Here is an 18648-nt window from a genome sequence, read left to right on the forward strand (position 1 = left end):
ATTATATATGTAATTATAATTATATAGGTCGTTATGAAGGACAAATAAAGGTTTAAATAGGAGGAATTTTTGTGAATTTCAAAAGGTTTAAAATGTTGGGCTTTGCCCTAGGTATGGGCGCAATGCTAGCAGCTTGCGGATCGACTGAAGAAGGTAGTAACTCTTCTGAAACGGCAAATGGCTCAGGGAAAACAGAGGAAAAAGAAATTAACTTAGCTTATGTAGAATGGGATACAGAAATAGCGTCTACACATGTGGTAGGAAAAGTGTTAGAAGATTTAGGATATGATGTAACTCTAACGCCGCTAGATAATGCAATTATGTGGGAAGCTGTTTCAACAGGTGAAGCCGATGCAATGGTCGCAGGTTGGCTACCTCACACACACGCATCTCAATATGAGAAATATAAAGATAAGTTAGTTCATTTGGGTGAAAACTTGAGCGGAGCAAAAATCGGTTTAGTTGTACCTTCATATATGAAAGATGTAAATTCAATCGAAGATTTAAAAGACCAAGCAGATATGGAAATCACAGGTATTGAACCGGGCGCAGGTATTATGGCCGCAACAGAAAAAGCTTTAACAGAATATGAAAACTTAGCTGATTATGAATTACTATCATCTTCTTCAGGTGCTATGACAACAGCATTAGGTCAGGCCATTCAAAATGAGGAAGAAATTATTGTAACTGGCTGGTCTCCACACTGGAAATTTGCTTCTTATGATTTGAAATATTTAGAAGATCCAAAAGGTGTTTATGGTGGGGAAGAGACAATTAATACATTTGTTCGCCAAGGCTTAGAGGAAGATATGCCAGAAGCTTATAAAGTAATAGATGCATTTAATTGGACTTCAGAGGACTTAGAGGCTATTATGCTTGAAATTAATCAAGGTACAGACCCAGATAATGCTGCTGAAAAATGGGTAGAAGATAATGCGGAGAAAGTTGCTGAATGGACAAAAGGAATTGAGTAACCTTCGTAATTGACCAGGAGCACGAAAATAGAATATTGAAAAACTCGCCATTGTGGATTGACCACATGGCGAGTTTTTTATTTGGTTACATCATATCCAATAACTGTCCAAATTCCAGTCGGTTCTTGGCGTACCACTCTTTTTAAATAAACTCTTTTAATATTTGTATCTTCATCGTTTACCTCTACTATAGCGAGTTCAACATCACTGTGTATTAATTTTAAATTTTCTTCTTCAATTGGATAATCGCCAACAATACCATCCGGGAAAAGATGGACACTTACAAAAACTTGAGTTGTGAATAAAGGGTCTAATCTCCAAGGAGAATGTCCTTCATCAACACTTTTTTGTGCATTTTGTTCGATTTCTATATGATAAGGAACCTTTATTTCTGGTTGAATTTCATATTCTTTCGCGTGAACAGGGGCGATGACATTATTGTAAATATCGACACTTTCTAATTCAATGATTAGCTGGTTCGAATCGATGAAAGCTGGAATTGAATGTTCATCAATGATGTCCACAGTAAAAACCTCCGTGATCATTAGGAATTTAAAACATTATCTTTATTATTTACATAGTCCCAAAATTTATGAATTATATTTTTCCTCTAATTGATTAATTAACTCATTAATTTCGTCAACATTAGCTTCATTAATTTGAGAGTTAGTTAATTTGTATTTTTCTTTTAATAAAAGTATACGACGAACACTATCATTTATTCTTTGTTCGGAAAGTTCTCCATTATTAATAGCATTCTTTATAGCCTGAACGGAAGAGGTAATATTCTCATAATTGTGGGCAATTAAAATTATGTCGCTTCCTGCCTTGATAGATTCTACACTAGCTCGTGAAATACTATAATTGTCTGTAATTGCTTCCATCGTTAGGTCGTCTGTTATTACAACACCATCAAATGATAATTCATCTCTTAATAAACCATCAATGATAGTTTTAGACATCGATGCAGGAGATGAAGGATCAATCTTTGGTAATAAAATATGTGCAATCATTATAACATCTGCCCCTTCTGCGATTGCCTTTTTAAAAGGGATTAGTTCTAATTGTTGGAGCTCCTCTTTCGATTTATTCACTAATGGAAGTTCGTAGTGTGAATCTACCGAAGTGTCACCGTGACCTGGAAAATGTTTAATGACAGAAATCACATTTTTAGATTGAATCCCTTTCATTGTTTCTACGCCTAGCTTTGCAACAAGATCTTTGTTATTTCCGTAAGAACGATTACCAATGACGGGATTATTCGGATTACTATTTACATCTAATACAGGCGCAAAATCAAGGTTAAATCCAAAAGTTGATAACTCTTTCCCAAGTATTGTTCCTAGTTCATAGGCAAATGATACGTTATTAACTTGACCTACAACTTGATTAGAAGGAAGAGGTGTAAACGCTGATTGTAATCTAGATATTTGACCGCCTTCTTCATCAATCCCAAAAAACAATGGGAAGTTATTATTCGAATTAACCTTTTTTAAATTGTTTAATAATTTTAGAATTTGTGAAGGAGAGTTTAAGTTTCTATTGAAAAATATTATACCTCCGATTTTGTCATGCAAAATAAGGTTTTCTGTTTGCTGATCCACAACTGTTCCAGATATCCCTGCAAAAATCATTTGACCTATTTTCTCATCTAGTGTCATTTCAGAAATCGTTTGGGTTAATTGTTCATGAGCTTGTGTGACTACCGAAATATGATGAACAGTTGGATTAGGGTCTTGTTCATTAGGTTTTGAGAAAATCCATTTTAGTTTATAAGATGAATTTACATGATAAGTAAGAATGATCTGATCGGTAGTCTGATCTTTGTAATACGTTATTTGATCAGGTTCTCCAGCGAATTCCTTTAATTCTTCCAAATGAATTTCGTTTAAAATGGAATTATTTAAACGAATATCAAAAACATTCGAAAGCTCATAACCGATGGATAGATCAGACTGCTGAAAGTTTGCATAATTTCCACTAACTGTATGAGTAAGTGATTGTGGATCACCTAATTCATTGATTACTTCTTTAAATGATGTTTCTCCTGCGATGAATGGAAAGTCGGGAATTCTACCCTTTTCAGCATTAGAGATTATTGTTTCAATAAGCTGATTTGGAGAGGTAGTGTTGGTTTCGGTTAACTGATTATTTTCTTCATTGTCTTTATTACTTTGTTTATTTTGTTTATTTAAAACATCAGTATCTTTTATAAGTAAAGTCAAAGTAAGCACTGCTGCAATGATAGCTAAAAAAATGAATATACCTTTTTTATACATATCTTCCCTCCATAACATTAAGATTGTTGAAATAACAAGTGGTATGAAATTTGTCGTTTAAGAAAATAAAAGGTTTCATTAACTATTGTTCCTGTTCCTTGAAAATTAATTTTCAAAAGAAGTGGGGAAATAAATATTTTCGTCTTAATTTCCCAGGAAATCAACTATTTCCTGTAAATTATAAAAATTTCGACAATTATAAAATTTGTTTCCTAGAAATATGTCAATTCAATAATATCTAGACTAATAATTTAATTAATTAGAAAAAGGCTTATCAAAGAGTTTTTCTCCCTGAAAGCCTATCATTTCTATTTAATCGGAATCCAAATCTCTGAATAATAGTCTGGATTAGAAGGGTTTCCGTTTGTATAGACTTCTAGCTCTGCAGTTCCAGTGTATTCATAAGGGTTAGAAGGGAACCATTCGGAGAAAATTTTCTTCCAAGTGTCTTGCATTGCATGTGGCATTGGACCATGGACTTCGAAAATTGCCCATTTAGAAGCGGGAATTTTAGTAGAGAGGAGATTTTTTGGTACCTCTCCATGATGTGCAGTTGCAATCCAATAGTCCATTAATCCTTTGCTCTTTTGATCTGCATTTACAATACACACACCTAACACACCATTTATTTCCCCATTATTCAATGCGAATAGTTGATCGTTTGTGCCATCTATATGGGCGTCTTCCCAGAACTGTGGAATTCCCATTGTATTCTCCCCAATTTGACAATTGTACGTTCTTTTTATTCCGACCACCTGAAATGCATCTTTTTCAACGATTCTGTAATTCATGGGTATTGCTCCCTTCAAATTAATTTGAATTATGAGGCGATTATATGACTGGAGGGTACCAATTTGTTTTCGAGCTTCCGTAGGTGATACCCCATGTTGTTTTCGAAATGCTTTTGTAAATGCTTCTGGTGTTTCATATCCATATTTTAGCGCTAGGTCAATAATCTTTTCATCTGTACTGATTAAATCCTGTGCTGCTAAAGTTAAACGTCTTCTTCGAATATAATCACTGACTGTATGGTCTGTTAAAATGGAAAACGTTCTCTGGAAATGAAAGACAGATGAATTTGCAACTTTTGCAATGTCGTAAGTCGTAAGGTCGGCATTTATCAAATTTGCTTCAATATAATCAATTGCTTTTTGTATTGATTCTACCCATCCCATTCAAAATCTCCTCCTGTTTTAAATAGTAACTAAGAAAGCGCTCCGACATCCTGTTTCATTGTGCTTTGTTTGGACTGCTTTTTTAATCTTATTGTAAGTTCAATTCCATTTGGGTAATAGAGACGATTATTTTAGAGAAGGACCGCACGCAGAATCGTCTTAGAAGTTTCATGGTCAGCATCTTTTAACTCTGATAAAATAATTATATTAATCATTGACTATAGAGAGGGGAGCTAAAATATGATTTGGTTTCTTTTCGTAATTATATTAATGGGAATTCTACTTTTAACTTCTTTATATAAATTTGAAAATCAGCAATTTTGCAAATTAACGGGGTACTCATATTTACAAGTGTTGATCAATAAAAAGGTACGTTCAACCTATAACTTAGTTCGTAAATTAGAAAAAGTAAAAGATGAACATAAGATATTATGGCATTTAAAACTACCTAATTCTAATAAAATTATTGACCTTGTATTCGTGCATCCTTCGGGAGTTTATATGCTTAATTTTCAAAAGAAAACAGGATGGATTTTCGGTAGGGAGCAAGATGATGAATGGGTTCAAGTACATCATAAAGATCAAGTGGGTAAGTTTTCAAACCCGATTGTAGATAATAATGATGCATTGTCTTTCGTGAATCGTGTAGTCCCAAATCTTGATTCAAAAGTAGTTTTTTCACTAATAATTTTTTCAGACAAATGTACTTTTCATAAAATTGAAATCAATTCTGATAATGTTGATGTTATTAAAACCAATCATTTAACAAAATACTGGAATGATAAAAATCAACATATTTTGTCTAATAATGATATAGGGAAAGTATATAACGCTTTAACGGAATTTGTGGAGATTACCGAGGTTCCAAAAAAGTCTGAAGTAAAACACCTTCCTGTAAACTAAATATTTAAATATATAGCTCTTACATGTTAACCTTGTCATTTTTAAAATACTAGGCCCCCGTGTAGAAGACAAATTTTATACATAAAGTATTTAGTGTTATGCTAATAACAGTAATAAAAAAGGAGCATTACAATGGGGAAAGTTTCAAAAAGAGTTGCTAGTATTAACTATATGAAAGAAAATCAAGTGATGTTTGCTTGTCCAATCTGTAGTACTGAAATGAGCATTAGTGATGATGGACATGTATCATGTCAACAGAGTCATTCATTTGATATAGCAAAGCAAGGTTATGTGAACTTTATGACAAAGCCACTAAACACAATGTATAGTAAGAGTTTATTCGAATCGAGAAAAGAGATTATGTGTAGTGGTTTATATGATGAAATCCAACAAGCAATAGCTAAGATAATAGGAGATCATTGCTACACGATTCTAGATACTGGTTGTGGTGAAGGTTCCCATTTAGACAGAATTTGCAACCAATTAAAACAGGAAGTAGTAGCTGTTGGTATAGATATTTCAAAAGAAGGTATTGTAGCGGCAGCAAAGAATTATGAACAAAAAATCTGGTGCGTCGGGGATTTAGCAAATAGTCCGTTTCAGGAGAAAAGCTTCGATGTTATCTTAAATATTTTATCCCCAGCCAATTATGATGAGTTTAACCGAATTTTAAAACCCGGTGGAAGAGTTATTAAAGTAGTACCTCAATCTAACTACTTAAATGAGGTAAGAAAACTTGCTTTTGCAGACTCTGAGAAAGAACAATATTCAAATGAGCAAACTGTAAAACGTTTTAAGGAACAATATACGAATGTTACACAAGAGAGAGTGACTTATAGTATTCCACTCGAAGAAAATCTTGTTCCTAAATTATTGGAAATGACTCCATTAGGCTGGCATATTGAATCAATACAAGACATTCGATTAGACGAAATTACAATTGATCTGGATATTTTAGTTGGCACAGCAAGTCTTAATCTATAACTAATTGAAACGTCCAACGACTTTCGATTACAATGCTATTAGAATATAAATATAAGTTAAGGTAGGAATCTAACAGTGGCTTTATATAATTTTGGTGCAAGACTCGTAAACGTATTCTTAAAGGTAAATGGATCAAAAGCAAAAGTGTATGGTAAAGAAAATTTGCCAGATGGCGGTGGCTTTGTTATTGCGTGTACGCATAACGGTTATGTCGATATACTAAATTTAGGTGTTTCTATGTTACCTCGTCAAATTCATTTTATGGCGAAAAAACAATTGTTCGATTCAAAAGGATTTGGCTGGTTATTTCCGCAACTAAATGCCTTTCCTGTAGACCGTGAAAATCCAGGACCAAGTGTAATTAAAATCCCACGACAACTTATAAAAGAGGGGAAAATTGTTGGCATCTTCCCAAGTGGTACAAGATCCACAGAAAATACAGAGTTAAAACAAGGTGCGATTACTATTGCGCAACTGTCGAAGGCTCAAATTGTTCCCGCAGCATATGTAGGACCAAAAGATGTTGGAGGAGTAGTTAAACGACAAAAGGGCTACTTAATTTACGGAAAACCATTTGCCGTTGGGAGTGGGAAAGAAGCTCGTGATGAAGCAACACAATTTTTAGAATCAGAGTTTATTCGTCTGACCGATGAGCTAAAGAAAATCTCAGGAAAATAATCTAATCTCTCTAAGCACTTTCCATTGGGAGAGTGCTTTTTAAAAGGAGAAAACGATGCAAAAATGACGTTACATATGATCCACTCGGCATTTCGCAACAGTTTATGAAAAAGTTTGGAGGGAAAAGTATGATCCGCATATTATTCGTTTGTTTAGGAAACATATGTCGTTCACCAATGGCTGAAGCTGTGATGCGTCACTTAATTGAAGAAAAGGGTTTAACTGATCAAATTAAAGTAGATTCTGCAGGGACAAGTTCTTATCATCTAGGGGAGCAACCACATAAAGGAACTCGAGCAAAGCTCAAAGAGTACGGAATTTCAACAAGTGGAATGAAAGGGCGTCAAGTTTCTTCCAACGATTTTGAACAATTTGATTATATTGTTGGTATGGATGCAAGTAATGTACGAAACATCCGTAAAATGCTTGGCCAGCCTGACCATCCGAAAATTTTCCGCTTTTTAGATTTAACACCACACCAAACAGATGTACCTGACCCGTATTATACAGGTGACTTTCAAGAAACGTATGATTTAGTTAAAGAGGGTTGTGAAGTTTTTATAAATAAAATTATAAGCGAACAAAACATAGACTAATTTCATCAATACGCTACCCAAAGGATGATTTTAATTATTTTGTTAGAAAAATAGGGCAATAATAATTGAAACATCCAAATTTAGGGGGCTAATGGATATGGAGTTTAAAGGAAGAAGAAAAAGTAGCAATGTTGAGGATCGCCGCGGTCGTGGAATGAGTAAGGGAGTCATTGGTGGTGGAATTGGCGGTATTGGAATTATTCTCGTAATTATTTTCACATTAATGGGCGGCGGAGATTCAGGAGATATTTTAAATCAAGTAGAACAAGGGATTCAAAATGGTAGTAATACGGAATATGTTCCATCTGATGAAGAAGAAGAATTAGCTGATTTCGTGTCTGTTGTTTTAGCAGATACAGAAGATGTATGGCAAGAACTATTCAAACAACAAGGTAAGACATATGAAAACCCGACGCTTGTATTATTTACAGAGAGTGTTCAATCTGGCTGTGGTGTAGCGGGTGCTGCAGTTGGACCATTCTATTGTCCGGCAGATCATAAATTATATATTGATTTAAGTTTCTATAAACAGCTAAGAGATCAGTTTAATGCACCTGGGGATTTTGCCATGGCATACGTAGTTGCTCATGAAGTTGGTCACCATGTTCAAACGTTGCTCGGTACTTCACAACAGGTACATTCATTAAACGGTGAGGTAAGCGAAGAAGAGTATAATGCTGAAACAGTAAAATTAGAATTACAGGCAGATTATTTTGCTGGAGTTTGGGCGCACCATGTTCAAGATTTAGGCTATTTAGAAGCAGGCGATATTGAAGAAGCGTTAAATGCTGCCAACGCTATTGGTGATGATACTCTTCAGTTAGAGGCACAGGGTTATGTTGTACCTGAAAGCTTTACACATGGTACAAGTAAGCAACGTGTTAAATGGTTTAAAAAAGGTTTTGACAATGGAACAATCGAAGGCGGCGACACATTTAAAGCTAGTGATTTATAATAATGGTGAGGAAGAACAGAAGCTTTTTCTTCACCATTTTCATTGTTGAAAAATTATTGTATAATATTACAGTCTTATTTACTTATTTTAGGTAAAAGTACGAGATGCCTTTAATTCTATATATAATATTTTATGAGAGAGAGTGAATCCAATGGGTCGTAAATGGAACAACATTAAAGACAAAAAAGCGGAAAAAGACAAAAATACTAGTCGTATTTATGCTAAATTTGGTACTGAAATCTATGTAGCTGCAAAAAAAGGTGAGCCAGATCCAGAATCAAATTCAGCATTAAAATTTGTTTTAGAACGTGCAAAAACTTATAATGTTCCAAAACATATCATTGATAAAGCAATTGATAAAGCAAAAGGTGCAGGCGGGGAAGACTTCGATGAATTACGTTACGAAGGATTCGGTGTAGGTGGAACAATGGTAATCGTTGATGCATTAACGAACAACGTTAACCGTACTGCTTCGGATGTTCGTGCCGCTTTCGGTAAAAATGGAGGTAACATGGGTGTAACAGGTTCTGTTACTTACATGTTTGATTCAACTGCTGTATTCGGTATTGAAGGAAAAACTGCGGATGAAATATTAGAAATACTTTTAGAAGCAGATGTCGATGCACGTGATGTATTTGAAGAAGAAGATACTGTAATTGTTTATGCTGAACCCGATCAATTCCACATTGCCCAAGAAGCTTTCAAAGCAGCTGGTATTGAAGAGTTTTCAGTAGCTGAACTTACAATGCTGCCTCAAACAGAAGTTGCACTTTCTGGTGTTGATAAAGAGAAATTTGAAAAAATGATTGATGCTTTAGAAGATTTAGATGATGTTCAACGTGTATATCATAATGCAGATTTAGGTGAATAATTGAAAAAGTCCAGTAGCATTATAGCTACTGGATTTTTTATGGAGGATTAGAGTGGAAGCGATAATAGCACTGATAATATTTTTAGTTACATTATTTTTCGTCATCGTACAACCAAGGAATTTATCAATTGGGTGGTCCGCCTGTATTGGTGCATTAATTGCTTTGTTAGTTGGTGTCGTAAGTTTCACAGATGTTATTGAAGTAACGAGTATAGTTTGGAATGCTACCATTTCGTTTATAGGAATTATTCTAATCTCGTTAATATTAGATGAAATTGGATTTTTCGAATGGGCAGCTCTTCATATGGCTCGTCTTGCAAAAGGAAATGGGGTTCGAATGTTTGTATTGATCATTGTGCTTGGCGCCATTGTTTCCGCGTTTTTTGCTAATGATGGAGCTGCGTTAATACTGACACCTATTGTACTTTCAATGGTTCGAAACTTAAACTTTACAGAGAAAATGGTATTTCCATTTATAATAGCAAGTGGTTTCATTGCAGATACAACTTCATTACCACTAATCATTAGTAATTTAGTAAATATCGTTTCAGCAGACTTTTTTGGAATAAGCTTTATGGAGTATGCAATTGTTATGGTAATCCCTAACTTATTCTCACTTATTGCAAGTATTTCCGTTCTATATCTTTATTTTAGAAAATCAATTCCACGTACATATAGTTTGGCACAACTTAAAGGACCTAGTGAAGCAATACGGGATAAAACGCTATTTCGATTATCTTGGTTTTTATTGGGGACACTAGTGGTCGGGTTTTTCTCAAATGAGTTTTTAAAAATCCCTGTTTCATTTGTTCTATTTGGAATCGCACTTGTATTTTTATTACTCGCTAGACGAAGTGATTATGTTAGTACAAAACGTGTTATTAAAGGTGCACCGTGGAATATCGTATTTTTCTCTATTGGTATGTATGTTGTGGTTTATGGGTTGCAGAATGTTGGTTTAACATCATTACTTTCAAATGTATTGCAAGTAGCTGTAGACCACGGATTGTTAGCAAGTACTTTTGTAATGGGATTTTTAGCAGCCTTTTTATCATCTGTAATGAATAATCTACCAACAGTTATGATTGATGCAATAGCAATATCAGATACAAGTGCCACTGGAGTTATTAGAGAAGCACTAATCTACGCAAATGTTATTGGTTCTGACCTTGGTCCAAAAATTACACCAATTGGCTCTTTAGCAACTCTTCTCTGGCTACATGTTTTAAGTCAAAAAGGTGTTAAGATTAGTTGGGGTAGTTATTTTAAAATAGGCTTTGTTTGTACAATTCCTACGTTATTCATTACCTTAGCAAGTTTGTATATATGGTTATTAATAATAAGATGAGAAACTAATGATGGCGTAGTTCCCATGTGGGGAATCTACGCCTTTTTCAGTTAAATAAGCTATTTAATTTCAGCTCTACTACCTTCTTAATATCTTCAATAGAGTATCTACGTGCATTTGCGGTTGTTCTTTAGTAGTACATGCATTAGAAGGGATGTGCTAATCATATGATGACATGAATGATTGTATAGACCATGGTCATAATCCGAAATCTGCACTGTTAGTAAAGTGGGTCAATGGAAACGTAAACCACCTCGGTAACTTCATGTAGTGGCTCTATTGGATAAGTTCTTCTTTGTGTAGTTGGATAATCGTATTGGGGCGATGAATGAGGAAATGGGTGTTTATGATTATAGGTATATTATTAGCTACTGGCGTTGCAATGTATGTCTGGACTGAAACAATCATGAAGCATGGTGCAGAACCAAAGGCTGATGGAACAAATGAATATGCCATAATTCTTGGGGCAAAAGTCAGAGAAGAAGGAATTCCGAGTCTAGCATTGCAATATCGAATTGTGGCAGCCGAGGAATATTTATTAAAGTACCCACACGTAAAAGTAATTCTGTCAGGGGGGCAAGGGGATGATGAACCAGTAAGTGAAGCGGATATGATGTATACATACCTATTGGAAGCTGGTATTGAAAAAGAGAGGCTAATTCGTGAAGACGCTTCTACTTCAACTTATGAAAATCTACTTTTTTCTAAAAGGCTTCTCCCACAGAATACTTCGAAAGTAACCATTATTTCAAGTGATTTTCATTTAGCACGAGCACAATTTATTGCGCAATATCTTAATTTAGATGTGGATGTTGTGGAGGCAAAAACGCCGAGAGTAGTTGAAAGAAAGTTGAGAAATCGGGAAAGGTTCGCATTGATGAAAGCTGTCATCGTTGGACGATAGCACTACCCTCAAAGTTGTATTCAATCATCATTTGGTCAATACTAGTTAGTAGATAATTATCTTCATTCAGCAAATCATCTGAATGAAGATAGAGCCTCTAGCGGATGTCACGGATTTTTAAAGGAGTTAAAAATGGAAGTTAGCCTAAGACTGTCGCATCCGTGCGACAACGGCTAACTGACCTACATCCTGTGGGCTGCGCACAATTCAAAATTTGGACGCAATTACGCCAAGGCGTAATTGATTAGTAAAACGGAAGGGGATGTAAGATGGTTACATTTAAGGAGTACGAATATAAACGCCCTAATTTAGAAGAATTAAAAAGGGAGGTACGTGTATTAGTAGACCAATTCAAAAAAGCAACAACAGTAGAAGCGCAGAGTGAAGTAATAGGTAAAATTAATGCATTCCGCAATGATTTTTCTACACAAGCCAATTTGGTCTATATACGGGCATCAATTGATACAAACGATGAATATTACCAAAACGAACGTGATTATTTAGATGACATATCACCTCAAGTTGAAGAAATTGTATTTGAGTATTATCAGGAATTAGTAAAATCGCCTTTCCGTCAGCAACTGGAAGAAAAGTGGGGAACTCAACTATTTGCTTTGGCTGAAAATCAAATAAAGGCTTTCTCCCCAAAAGTAATTGAATTGATGCAAAAGGAAAATAAACTTGTTTCGGAATATAGTAAATTAGTTGCTTCAGCACAAATCGAATTTGATGGGAAAACCCTAACCCTTGCTCAACTAGCGCCTTATGCAGAGTCTACTGACCGAGAAGTGCGTAAACAAGCAATGAAAATGCGTTTTAACTTTTTCGCTGAAAACGGAGATAAGTTTGATAATATTTTTGATCAACTTGTAAAACTACGTCATCAAATTGCGACAACATTAGGTTATAAAAACTATGTCGAACTGGGTTATATAAATATGAATCGTATTGACTATAATGCAGAAATGGTCAAGAAATATAGAGAGCAAGTTCGCGAATTTATTGTTCCGTTAGCAACAGAACTTTATGAAAGACAAGCTAAACGTATAGGAATTGATGATTTTAAGTTTTATGATGAAGGTCTTAACTTTTTGTCAGGTAATGCGAAACCAAAAGGAGAGTCATCTTGGATTGTTGAGAACGGTAAAAAGATGTATGAAGAGCTATCTCCTGAAACAGGAGAGTTCTTTAATTTTATGATTCAACACGAGCTGATGGATTTAGAAGCGAAAAAGGGGAAAGAAAGTGGTGGCTATTGTACATTTATCGAAAACTATGATTCGCCATTCATTTTCTCAAACTTTAATGGAACTTCTGGAGATATTGATGTACTTACCCATGAAGCAGGTCATGCTTTCCAAGTGTACTCAAGCCGTAACATTGGTATTCCTGAGTATTTATGGCCTACATATGAATCTGCAGAAATCCATTCGATGAGTATGGAGTTTTTCACTTGGCCATGGATGGAGCTATTCTTTAAAGATGAAACGGAGAAATATAAATTCGCTCATTTAAGCAGTGCCTTATTGTTTTTACCATATGGTGTTTCAGTTGATGAATTTCAGCATGTAGTTTATGAAAATCCAACGATGACACCAGCAGAACGTAAACAGGCTTGGAAGGAAATAGAGGCTAAATATTTACCACACCGTGATTACGATGGATATGAATACTTAGAACAAGGTGGATTCTGGCAACGTCAAGGTCATATTTACGCTAGTCCATTTTACTATATTGACTATACGTTAGCCCAAGTTTGTGCGTTCCAATTTTGGAAGCGCTCAAGAGAAAACTTTGATGATGCATGGAAGGATTATATTCACCTATGTCAATTAGGTGGTTCGATGTCTTTTACAAAATTGGTTAAAGAAGCAGGACTCATTTCGCCATTTGAGGAAGGGTGTATCGAATCAGTAATTGGTGCTATTGAAGAATATTTAAATTCAGTGGAAGATGAAAAATTATAAGGATTTTGTAAAATGAACCTCTTGGATGCAATCCGAGAGGTTTTTATTTGTATTCATTAAGTAAATGTTTTTTATTTTTTTGACACTTTTCTATCGTAGTTTACGTAAATAGTTCTATAATGGTTGAATAGGAAAGAAATGTATGAGAAACAATAATGAAAGGAGTGAGTATAAATGACGAAAAAAGTATGGTTTCAAGTAGGAGTAGGTATATTAATATCTCTTTTAATCTTAAAATATGTAGTTGAGATCCATTGGATTTTTAACCCTCTTATTATCATAATAAAAACAATATTTGTGCCATTATTATTGGGTGGCGTTCTATATTACATAACAGAACCTGTACAGCGATGGTTGGAAAAAAGAGGACTTCCAAGATGGGGAAGTATTTCGGCCATTGTTTTAGTTTTGGCTGGGCTAGTAACAGGGCTTCTCTTATTAATTGGGAATCCGATCTCCAATCAAGTGGATAACTTAGTAAAAAATGCTCCTTATATTGGAGATAAAATTATGGATACAGCAAACATTGTACTTGAAAATAAAGACACCCTCCCACCACAAGTTGAAAACTTTGTAGATTCAGTTTCTAACTCAATCCAAAACATTGCTGTAACAGGAAGTAAATATGTTGTAACGATTGTTAGTGGAGTTGTTTCTGTAACTTTTACATTGATTCTTGTGCCTTTTTTCTTTATCTACATGTTAAAGGATCACGAGAAGTTTGCGCCCAATATATACAATCTCTTTTCAGGAGAACGGCGTACATGGGTAAAAGAAACGTTAGCGGATATAGATTCTGCTTTACGTCACTATGTACAGGGGCAAGTATTAGTTAGCTATATACTCGCATTAATGGTCTTAATTGGGTATTTAATTATTGGGTTAGATTATTCATTGTTGTTGGCAATTTTCGCATTCTTTATGAATATGATTCCTTTTGTAGGGCCGTGGATTTCATTAGCACCGGCAGTGGTCGTTGCTATTATACAAGACCCTATATTAGTGATTTGGGTGTGTGTCATTACTCTTGTGGCGCAACAAATTGAAAGTAACCTGATAACACCGAATATTATGGGGAAATCTCTTGATATACACCCTTTAACAGTTATTACAATTGTCCTTGCGGCGGGAAATATTGGTGGATTTATTGCCATAATTATTGCAATCCCGACCTACGCTGTCATTAAAGTTATTGTAAAAAATGTTTATGAAGAACGTAAAAAGATTAAAGAAGCAGCCACGAAAAATGTTTGATATTATAGGAAAGTTACAGTATACCGTATGGTGTGCTGTTCTCTTATGAACAAAAGTACTAAGAGAGAATAAGTGAAAAGAGGAACCAACATGCTAACATTTGAACAAAAACAAGCGATTATTGAGTCATTTCCACAACTAACTAAAAAGGAAATTTCCCTTAATCGTTTAAATTATCATTATGAAGAAAGTTTATTTGAAAAGTCTATTGTGGTAGAAAAACTACATCCGAATGGCAACGGTTTTGTCTATGTTGGGGATTTATTAAAATATGAACCTATAGCAAATGATAAGGGCTTAGTAAATATTCGAGACTTTAGTGAAGATGAGTTAAAAGAAATTATTACAGATTCAATCAACTATCTATCAGAAGAAATCGATGAACAACCAATTGTAGAGGTATGGACTTCTAGAGAGGGAACGAAATTAGAGCTCGTTTATGAAAAACGAAACTGGAATGTTTATTTTAATAACAATTTAGAAGAAAGTTTTGGGTCGAAAGAGGCAGCAGTTGATTACTTACGAGAAGAAGGATTTCGATTAAAACAATAAAAAATACGTGATCAATAATAAAATGAGCTTGAAACTTTATTCAAGCTCATTTTTATATTTCCACAAATTCTATGTAAAAGAGGTGTCGAATAAAATTCAACACCTCTCCTTTAGTTAAAAAAATAAATTTAAAACTGTAAAGATTATTCCGGCCATTATTGCTGAGATTGGCATTGTAATAATCCATGTAAGGACGATTTTACGGGCAACTCCCCATTTAACACCTTTCACTCGTTGAGCTGAACCTACACCCATAATTGCTGAAGAAATAACATGAGTTGTTGATACTGGTAAATGTATTAATGTTGCACCGAAAATAACTGAAGCTGAAGCAAGGTCAGCTGCTGCTCCGTTTACTGGTCGGATTTTCATAATTTTACCACCGACTGTTTTAATAATTTTATATCCACCAATTGAAGTTCCTAGACCCATAGCGATAGCACAGGAAATTCGAACCCACTCTTGTACTTCATCAGATGTTTGTAATCCCGAAGCAATTAAAGCCATTGTAATAATACCCATTGCCTTTTGGGCATCGTTTGTACCATGTGTAAAGGATTGAAGGGCTGCAGTGAAAATTTGGAATGTACGGAAGCCTTTATTGGTTTTATATAAATTTAAATTTTTAAACATGACTTTAAATAAAGACATGACTAAAAAGCCCATTGCTAAAGCTATAAAAGGAGAAAAAATTAATCCCTCGAGGATTGATACAAATCCTTTATAATTTAAAATGTTAAATCCGGCTGCGGCAATTGCAGCACCAGCAATTGAACCGATTAACGTATGCGATGAACTTGATGGGATTCCATAATACCAAGTTAATAAGTTCCAGATAATCGCAGATATTAAGGCAGCTAGAATAACTACTGTTCCGGTTGTATCGTTAGCACCAACATTTAAAGCAAATGGATCTACGATATCTTTTGCAATAGCTTTTGCTACTCCCACAAATGTAATTGCACCAATGAAGTTCATAATAGCAGCCAAATATACTGCTACCCTTGGAGGTAATGCACGTGTTGAAACAGAAGTAGCAATAGCATTTGCCGTATCATGAAAGCCATTAATAAAGTCGAAACCAAGTGCAAAAATTACGACTAGTATTGTTAAGATTATTATTGTATCCATTTAAGTTCCACCTACGCGTTACGCATGATAATTGTTTCAAGAGTATTTGCTACGTCTTGACAAGAATCTGCAACTTCTTCCAATTGGTCGTAAATATCTCTGAATTTGATTAAACGGATAGGATCTTTTTCGTTAAGGAATAATTGTTTGATCGATGAACGAGATACTTCGTCACATTCACGTTCGTAGTCTTTAATTAAGATAATATGTTTACGCATTGATGGTAAGTCTTTTTTGTTTAGATGTTCAGTAGCAGCAACAATTTCATCTGCACTTTTAGAAATGAACTCCATGAAAGTACGCATTGATTTATCTACTTCAAAAAGTGAAAACATTTCAAAGTGAGCAATACAATGTTCAGCTCCATCTAAGACATCATCCATTTTATTTGCTAAAGATAAAATATCTTCACGTTCAATCGGAGTCATAAATGACTTATTCAACATTACGATTAATTCATGAATTAATTTATCTCCATCAGTTTCATACTGTTTCATTTTAATACTTAACTCTTTTAAATCTGCGACTGTTTCGATTTTAAAGTCGTTAGCATAATGTATAGCTTCTCTCATATTCTCAGCAATCTTGTGTAAGGCAACAAAGAAAGGGTCTGTCTTTTTAGAATTAAACATGTAAATCCTCCTGAATTGTAAATAAAATATAAACAAAAACAATAATAGAATAACAAAGTATTTACGAAATCTATATAATTATTTGGTTGAAATAAACAAAATTTACATTCCTGTAATATAAATAAGAATTTTTTAAACCAAAAAAGCAAGTATACGACTTCGGTATTGGTTTACCTAGTAAATATACTTGCCCAATATAGGGTTCATTATGAAATACAATTTTTAGGGTAAAAGATCATTTAATTCGTTTTGAAGGAATGGATTAGCTGATAAAAACTCAACAAACGCATTGTATCGAGCAAATTGTTCGTTGGATGGCTTTTTACCAGTAAAGTATGCACGAATTAAGATGTTTTTAGGTGTATGTTCGATATCTATAAATTCTAGTAGTTGGGTTTCATATCCAACAAGCTTTAATATTTCTGCACGAATTGAATCAGTTGCAAGTGAAGCAAAACGTTCTTTAATTAATCCGTGTTGTGTCATTACTTCGAGGGAAGGCGCATTTAACTGACGATTTAATTCATGTTGACAGCACGGAACACTTAAAATGACTTTAGCTCCCCAGCGAACAGCTCTTGCTAATGCCATATCTGTTGCTACATCACATGCGTGTAGTGTTACAACCATATCTACAGAGGTTTCATCATTATAATCATTAATATCACCAACTAAAAACTCTAAATCTTCATATTGTAAGTCTTTAGCAATTTGATTACACTCTTCAATTACTTCCTTCTTTAAATCAAGTCCGGTAACACGGATGTTTAAACCCTTTTCAATTTTTAAGTAATGATATAGGGCGAAAGTTAAATATGACTTTCCAGAACCAAAATCAAGAATCCTGATTTCACGATCTTGAGGTAAGTGCATTAATGCATCATCAATAAATTCAACAAAACGGTTAATTTGTTTGAATTTGTCGTATTTTTGCTTTTTCACTTTTCCTTCTTCCGTTTGTACACCTAAACGGATCAAAAACGGATAAGGAGTTGAATCATCTAATAAATACTTCTTTTTGCGATTATGCGATAAATCAACAGGTTTCGACGTTTTACCTTTTTCACTTTTCCATAAAACTTTATTCTTTTTCGACAATTGAATATGAACGGTTTCTTGGGAAAATTGTGCGTGTATTTGACGGAAACCTTCTAAAAATTGATCAAAAGCATCTGGAAAGTTTTCAAGTATAATGTTTTCGTGTTTTAAAATTCGTTCATACTGATACTCAATTTGAATATGATATACACCTTTTAGTTCAATTGGTTTTAATTTTATTCGTTTGACTTCATTTGATTTTTGTCTTGGTTGACTGATGGTTGCATTAACAAGTTGCTTCTTATCTATATATTCTAAAAACTGTTCTTTCATTTGTTCGATTTCCATAATTTCTGCCTCACTTTTAGTAATTGGCATAAGTTTATCATATGCAGTGTTCTAAGTGG

The 18648-nt window shown here is 34.4% G+C and carries 18 protein-coding genes; 12 read left to right on the forward strand and 6 right to left on the reverse strand.

From position 1 onward, the window contains the following. The first annotated feature begins 71 nt into the window (after positions 1–71). Entirely contained in the window at positions 72–974 is a 903-nt protein-coding gene (locus JOD29_RS14045; protein ID WP_420844559.1) for a glycine betaine ABC transporter substrate-binding protein, read from the forward strand. 77 nt (positions 975–1051) lie between these two features. On the opposite strand, the gene JOD29_RS14050 is transcribed toward JOD29_RS14045, so the two are convergent. The 3 genes from JOD29_RS14050 to JOD29_RS14060 form a co-directional block, all read right to left on the reverse strand. Next, positions 1052–1498, reverse strand: a complete 447-nt coding sequence (locus JOD29_RS14050; protein WP_124765870.1) for a hypothetical protein — start codon at positions 1496–1498, stop codon at positions 1052–1054. Between the two features lie 66 nt (positions 1499–1564). Then, the gene (gene nagZ, locus JOD29_RS14055) at positions 1565–3253 is read right to left on the reverse strand and encodes a beta-N-acetylhexosaminidase (protein ID WP_158610576.1); all 1689 of its coding nucleotides are present in this window, start codon (positions 3251–3253) and stop codon (positions 1565–1567) included. A 308-nt stretch (positions 3254–3561) separates the two neighbouring features. Beyond that, complete coding sequence (locus JOD29_RS14060) at positions 3562–4428, reverse strand: AraC family transcriptional regulator (protein ID WP_124765874.1); 867 nt, start codon at positions 4426–4428, stop codon at positions 3562–3564. 240 nt (positions 4429–4668) lie between these two features. On the opposite strand from JOD29_RS14060, the gene JOD29_RS14065 reads away from it, so the two are divergent. The 11 genes from JOD29_RS14065 to JOD29_RS14115 all read left to right on the forward strand — a co-directional run bounded on the left by JOD29_RS14065 (position 4669) and on the right by JOD29_RS14115 (position 15440). Continuing rightward, complete coding sequence (locus tag JOD29_RS14065; protein WP_124765876.1) at positions 4669–5331, forward strand: nuclease-related domain-containing protein; 663 nt, start codon at positions 4669–4671, stop codon at positions 5329–5331. A 132-nt stretch (positions 5332–5463) separates the two neighbouring features. After that, on the forward strand, positions 5464–6315 hold the full coding sequence (locus JOD29_RS14070) for a putative RNA methyltransferase (protein ID WP_124765878.1): 852 nt from the start codon (positions 5464–5466) through the stop codon (positions 6313–6315). A 75-nt stretch (positions 6316–6390) separates the two neighbouring features. Further along, a complete protein-coding gene (locus tag JOD29_RS14075) occupies positions 6391–6993 on the forward strand; it encodes a lysophospholipid acyltransferase family protein (RefSeq protein WP_124765880.1) in 603 nt (200 codons plus the stop codon). A 128-nt stretch (positions 6994–7121) separates the two neighbouring features. Continuing rightward, positions 7122–7589 (forward strand): low molecular weight protein-tyrosine-phosphatase, encoded by a 468-nt coding sequence (locus JOD29_RS14080; RefSeq protein WP_124765882.1) that lies wholly within the window; start codon positions 7122–7124, stop codon positions 7587–7589. A gap of 97 nt (positions 7590–7686) precedes the next feature. Further along, complete coding sequence (gene ypfJ / locus JOD29_RS14085) at positions 7687–8544, forward strand: KPN_02809 family neutral zinc metallopeptidase (protein ID WP_124765884.1); 858 nt, start codon at positions 7687–7689, stop codon at positions 8542–8544. A gap of 151 nt (positions 8545–8695) precedes the next feature. Further along, on the forward strand, positions 8696–9415 hold the full coding sequence (locus JOD29_RS14090; RefSeq protein ID WP_124765886.1) for a YebC/PmpR family DNA-binding transcriptional regulator: 720 nt from the start codon (positions 8696–8698) through the stop codon (positions 9413–9415). Between the two features lie 52 nt (positions 9416–9467). Then, positions 9468–10763, forward strand: coding sequence for an arsenic transporter (locus JOD29_RS14095; RefSeq protein WP_148090325.1), 1296 nt, complete (start codon positions 9468–9470; stop codon positions 10761–10763). A 328-nt stretch (positions 10764–11091) separates the two neighbouring features. After that, on the forward strand, positions 11092–11667 hold the full coding sequence (locus JOD29_RS14100) for a YdcF family protein (RefSeq protein ID WP_239585726.1): 576 nt from the start codon (positions 11092–11094) through the stop codon (positions 11665–11667). A 269-nt stretch (positions 11668–11936) separates the two neighbouring features. After that, positions 11937–13634, forward strand: coding sequence for a M3 family oligoendopeptidase (locus tag JOD29_RS14105; RefSeq protein ID WP_124765890.1), 1698 nt, complete (start codon positions 11937–11939; stop codon positions 13632–13634). 174 nt (positions 13635–13808) lie between these two features. Continuing rightward, positions 13809–14888 carry an AI-2E family transporter gene (locus JOD29_RS14110; RefSeq protein WP_124765892.1) on the forward strand — a complete coding sequence of 360 codons (1080 nt, stop codon included), beginning with the start codon at positions 13809–13811 and terminating at the stop codon, positions 14886–14888. Between the two features lie 90 nt (positions 14889–14978). Beyond that, on the forward strand, positions 14979–15440 hold the full coding sequence (locus tag JOD29_RS14115) for a hypothetical protein (RefSeq protein WP_124765894.1): 462 nt from the start codon (positions 14979–14981) through the stop codon (positions 15438–15440). 114 nt (positions 15441–15554) lie between these two features. Here JOD29_RS14115 and JOD29_RS14120 read toward each other — a convergent pair whose 3' ends face one another. The 3 genes from JOD29_RS14120 to JOD29_RS14130 form a co-directional block, all read right to left on the reverse strand. Beyond that, a complete protein-coding gene (locus JOD29_RS14120) occupies positions 15555–16571 on the reverse strand; it encodes an inorganic phosphate transporter (protein WP_124765896.1) in 1017 nt (338 codons plus the stop codon). A gap of 11 nt (positions 16572–16582) precedes the next feature. Beyond that, positions 16583–17203, reverse strand: coding sequence for a DUF47 domain-containing protein (locus tag JOD29_RS14125; RefSeq protein WP_124765898.1), 621 nt, complete (start codon positions 17201–17203; stop codon positions 16583–16585). Positions 17204–17425: 222 nt separating this feature from the next. Next, positions 17426–18589, reverse strand: coding sequence for a class I SAM-dependent methyltransferase (locus JOD29_RS14130; protein ID WP_124765900.1), 1164 nt, complete (start codon positions 18587–18589; stop codon positions 17426–17428). Positions 18590–18648: the final 59 nt, after the last annotated feature.

This window comes from Lysinibacillus composti (assembly GCF_016908465.1).
GTDB lineage: Bacteria > Bacillota > Bacilli > Bacillales_A > Planococcaceae > Ureibacillus > Ureibacillus composti_A.

What these genes read in the sequence shown, in the direction of transcription:
- nagZ (WP_158610576.1), bottom strand. Translation starts at nt 3,253, where the DNA reads ATGTATAAAAAAGGTATATTCATTTTTTTAGCTATCATTGCAGCAGTG.
- JOD29_RS14060 (WP_124765874.1), bottom strand. Translation starts at nt 4,428, where the DNA reads ATGGGATGGGTAGAATCAATACAAAAAGCAATTGATTATATTGAAGCA.
- JOD29_RS14065 (WP_124765876.1), top strand. Translation starts at nt 4,669, where the DNA reads ATGATTTGGTTTCTTTTCGTAATTATATTAATGGGAATTCTACTTTTA.
- JOD29_RS14070 (WP_124765878.1), top strand. Translation starts at nt 5,464, where the DNA reads ATGGGGAAAGTTTCAAAAAGAGTTGCTAGTATTAACTATATGAAAGAA.
- JOD29_RS14080 (WP_124765882.1), top strand. Translation starts at nt 7,122, where the DNA reads ATGATCCGCATATTATTCGTTTGTTTAGGAAACATATGTCGTTCACCA.
- ypfJ (WP_124765884.1), top strand. Translation starts at nt 7,687, where the DNA reads ATGGAGTTTAAAGGAAGAAGAAAAAGTAGCAATGTTGAGGATCGCCGC.
- JOD29_RS14090 (WP_124765886.1), top strand. Translation starts at nt 8,696, where the DNA reads ATGGGTCGTAAATGGAACAACATTAAAGACAAAAAAGCGGAAAAAGAC.
- JOD29_RS14100 (WP_239585726.1), top strand. Translation starts at nt 11,092, where the DNA reads ATGAGGAAATGGGTGTTTATGATTATAGGTATATTATTAGCTACTGGC.
- JOD29_RS14105 (WP_124765890.1), top strand. Translation starts at nt 11,937, where the DNA reads ATGGTTACATTTAAGGAGTACGAATATAAACGCCCTAATTTAGAAGAA.
- JOD29_RS14110 (WP_124765892.1), top strand. Translation starts at nt 13,809, where the DNA reads ATGACGAAAAAAGTATGGTTTCAAGTAGGAGTAGGTATATTAATATCT.
- JOD29_RS14115 (WP_124765894.1), top strand. Translation starts at nt 14,979, where the DNA reads ATGCTAACATTTGAACAAAAACAAGCGATTATTGAGTCATTTCCACAA.
- JOD29_RS14120 (WP_124765896.1), bottom strand. Translation starts at nt 16,571, where the DNA reads ATGGATACAATAATAATCTTAACAATACTAGTCGTAATTTTTGCACTT.
- JOD29_RS14125 (WP_124765898.1), bottom strand. Translation starts at nt 17,203, where the DNA reads ATGTTTAATTCTAAAAAGACAGACCCTTTCTTTGTTGCCTTACACAAG.
- JOD29_RS14130 (WP_124765900.1), bottom strand. Translation starts at nt 18,589, where the DNA reads ATGGAAATCGAACAAATGAAAGAACAGTTTTTAGAATATATAGATAAG.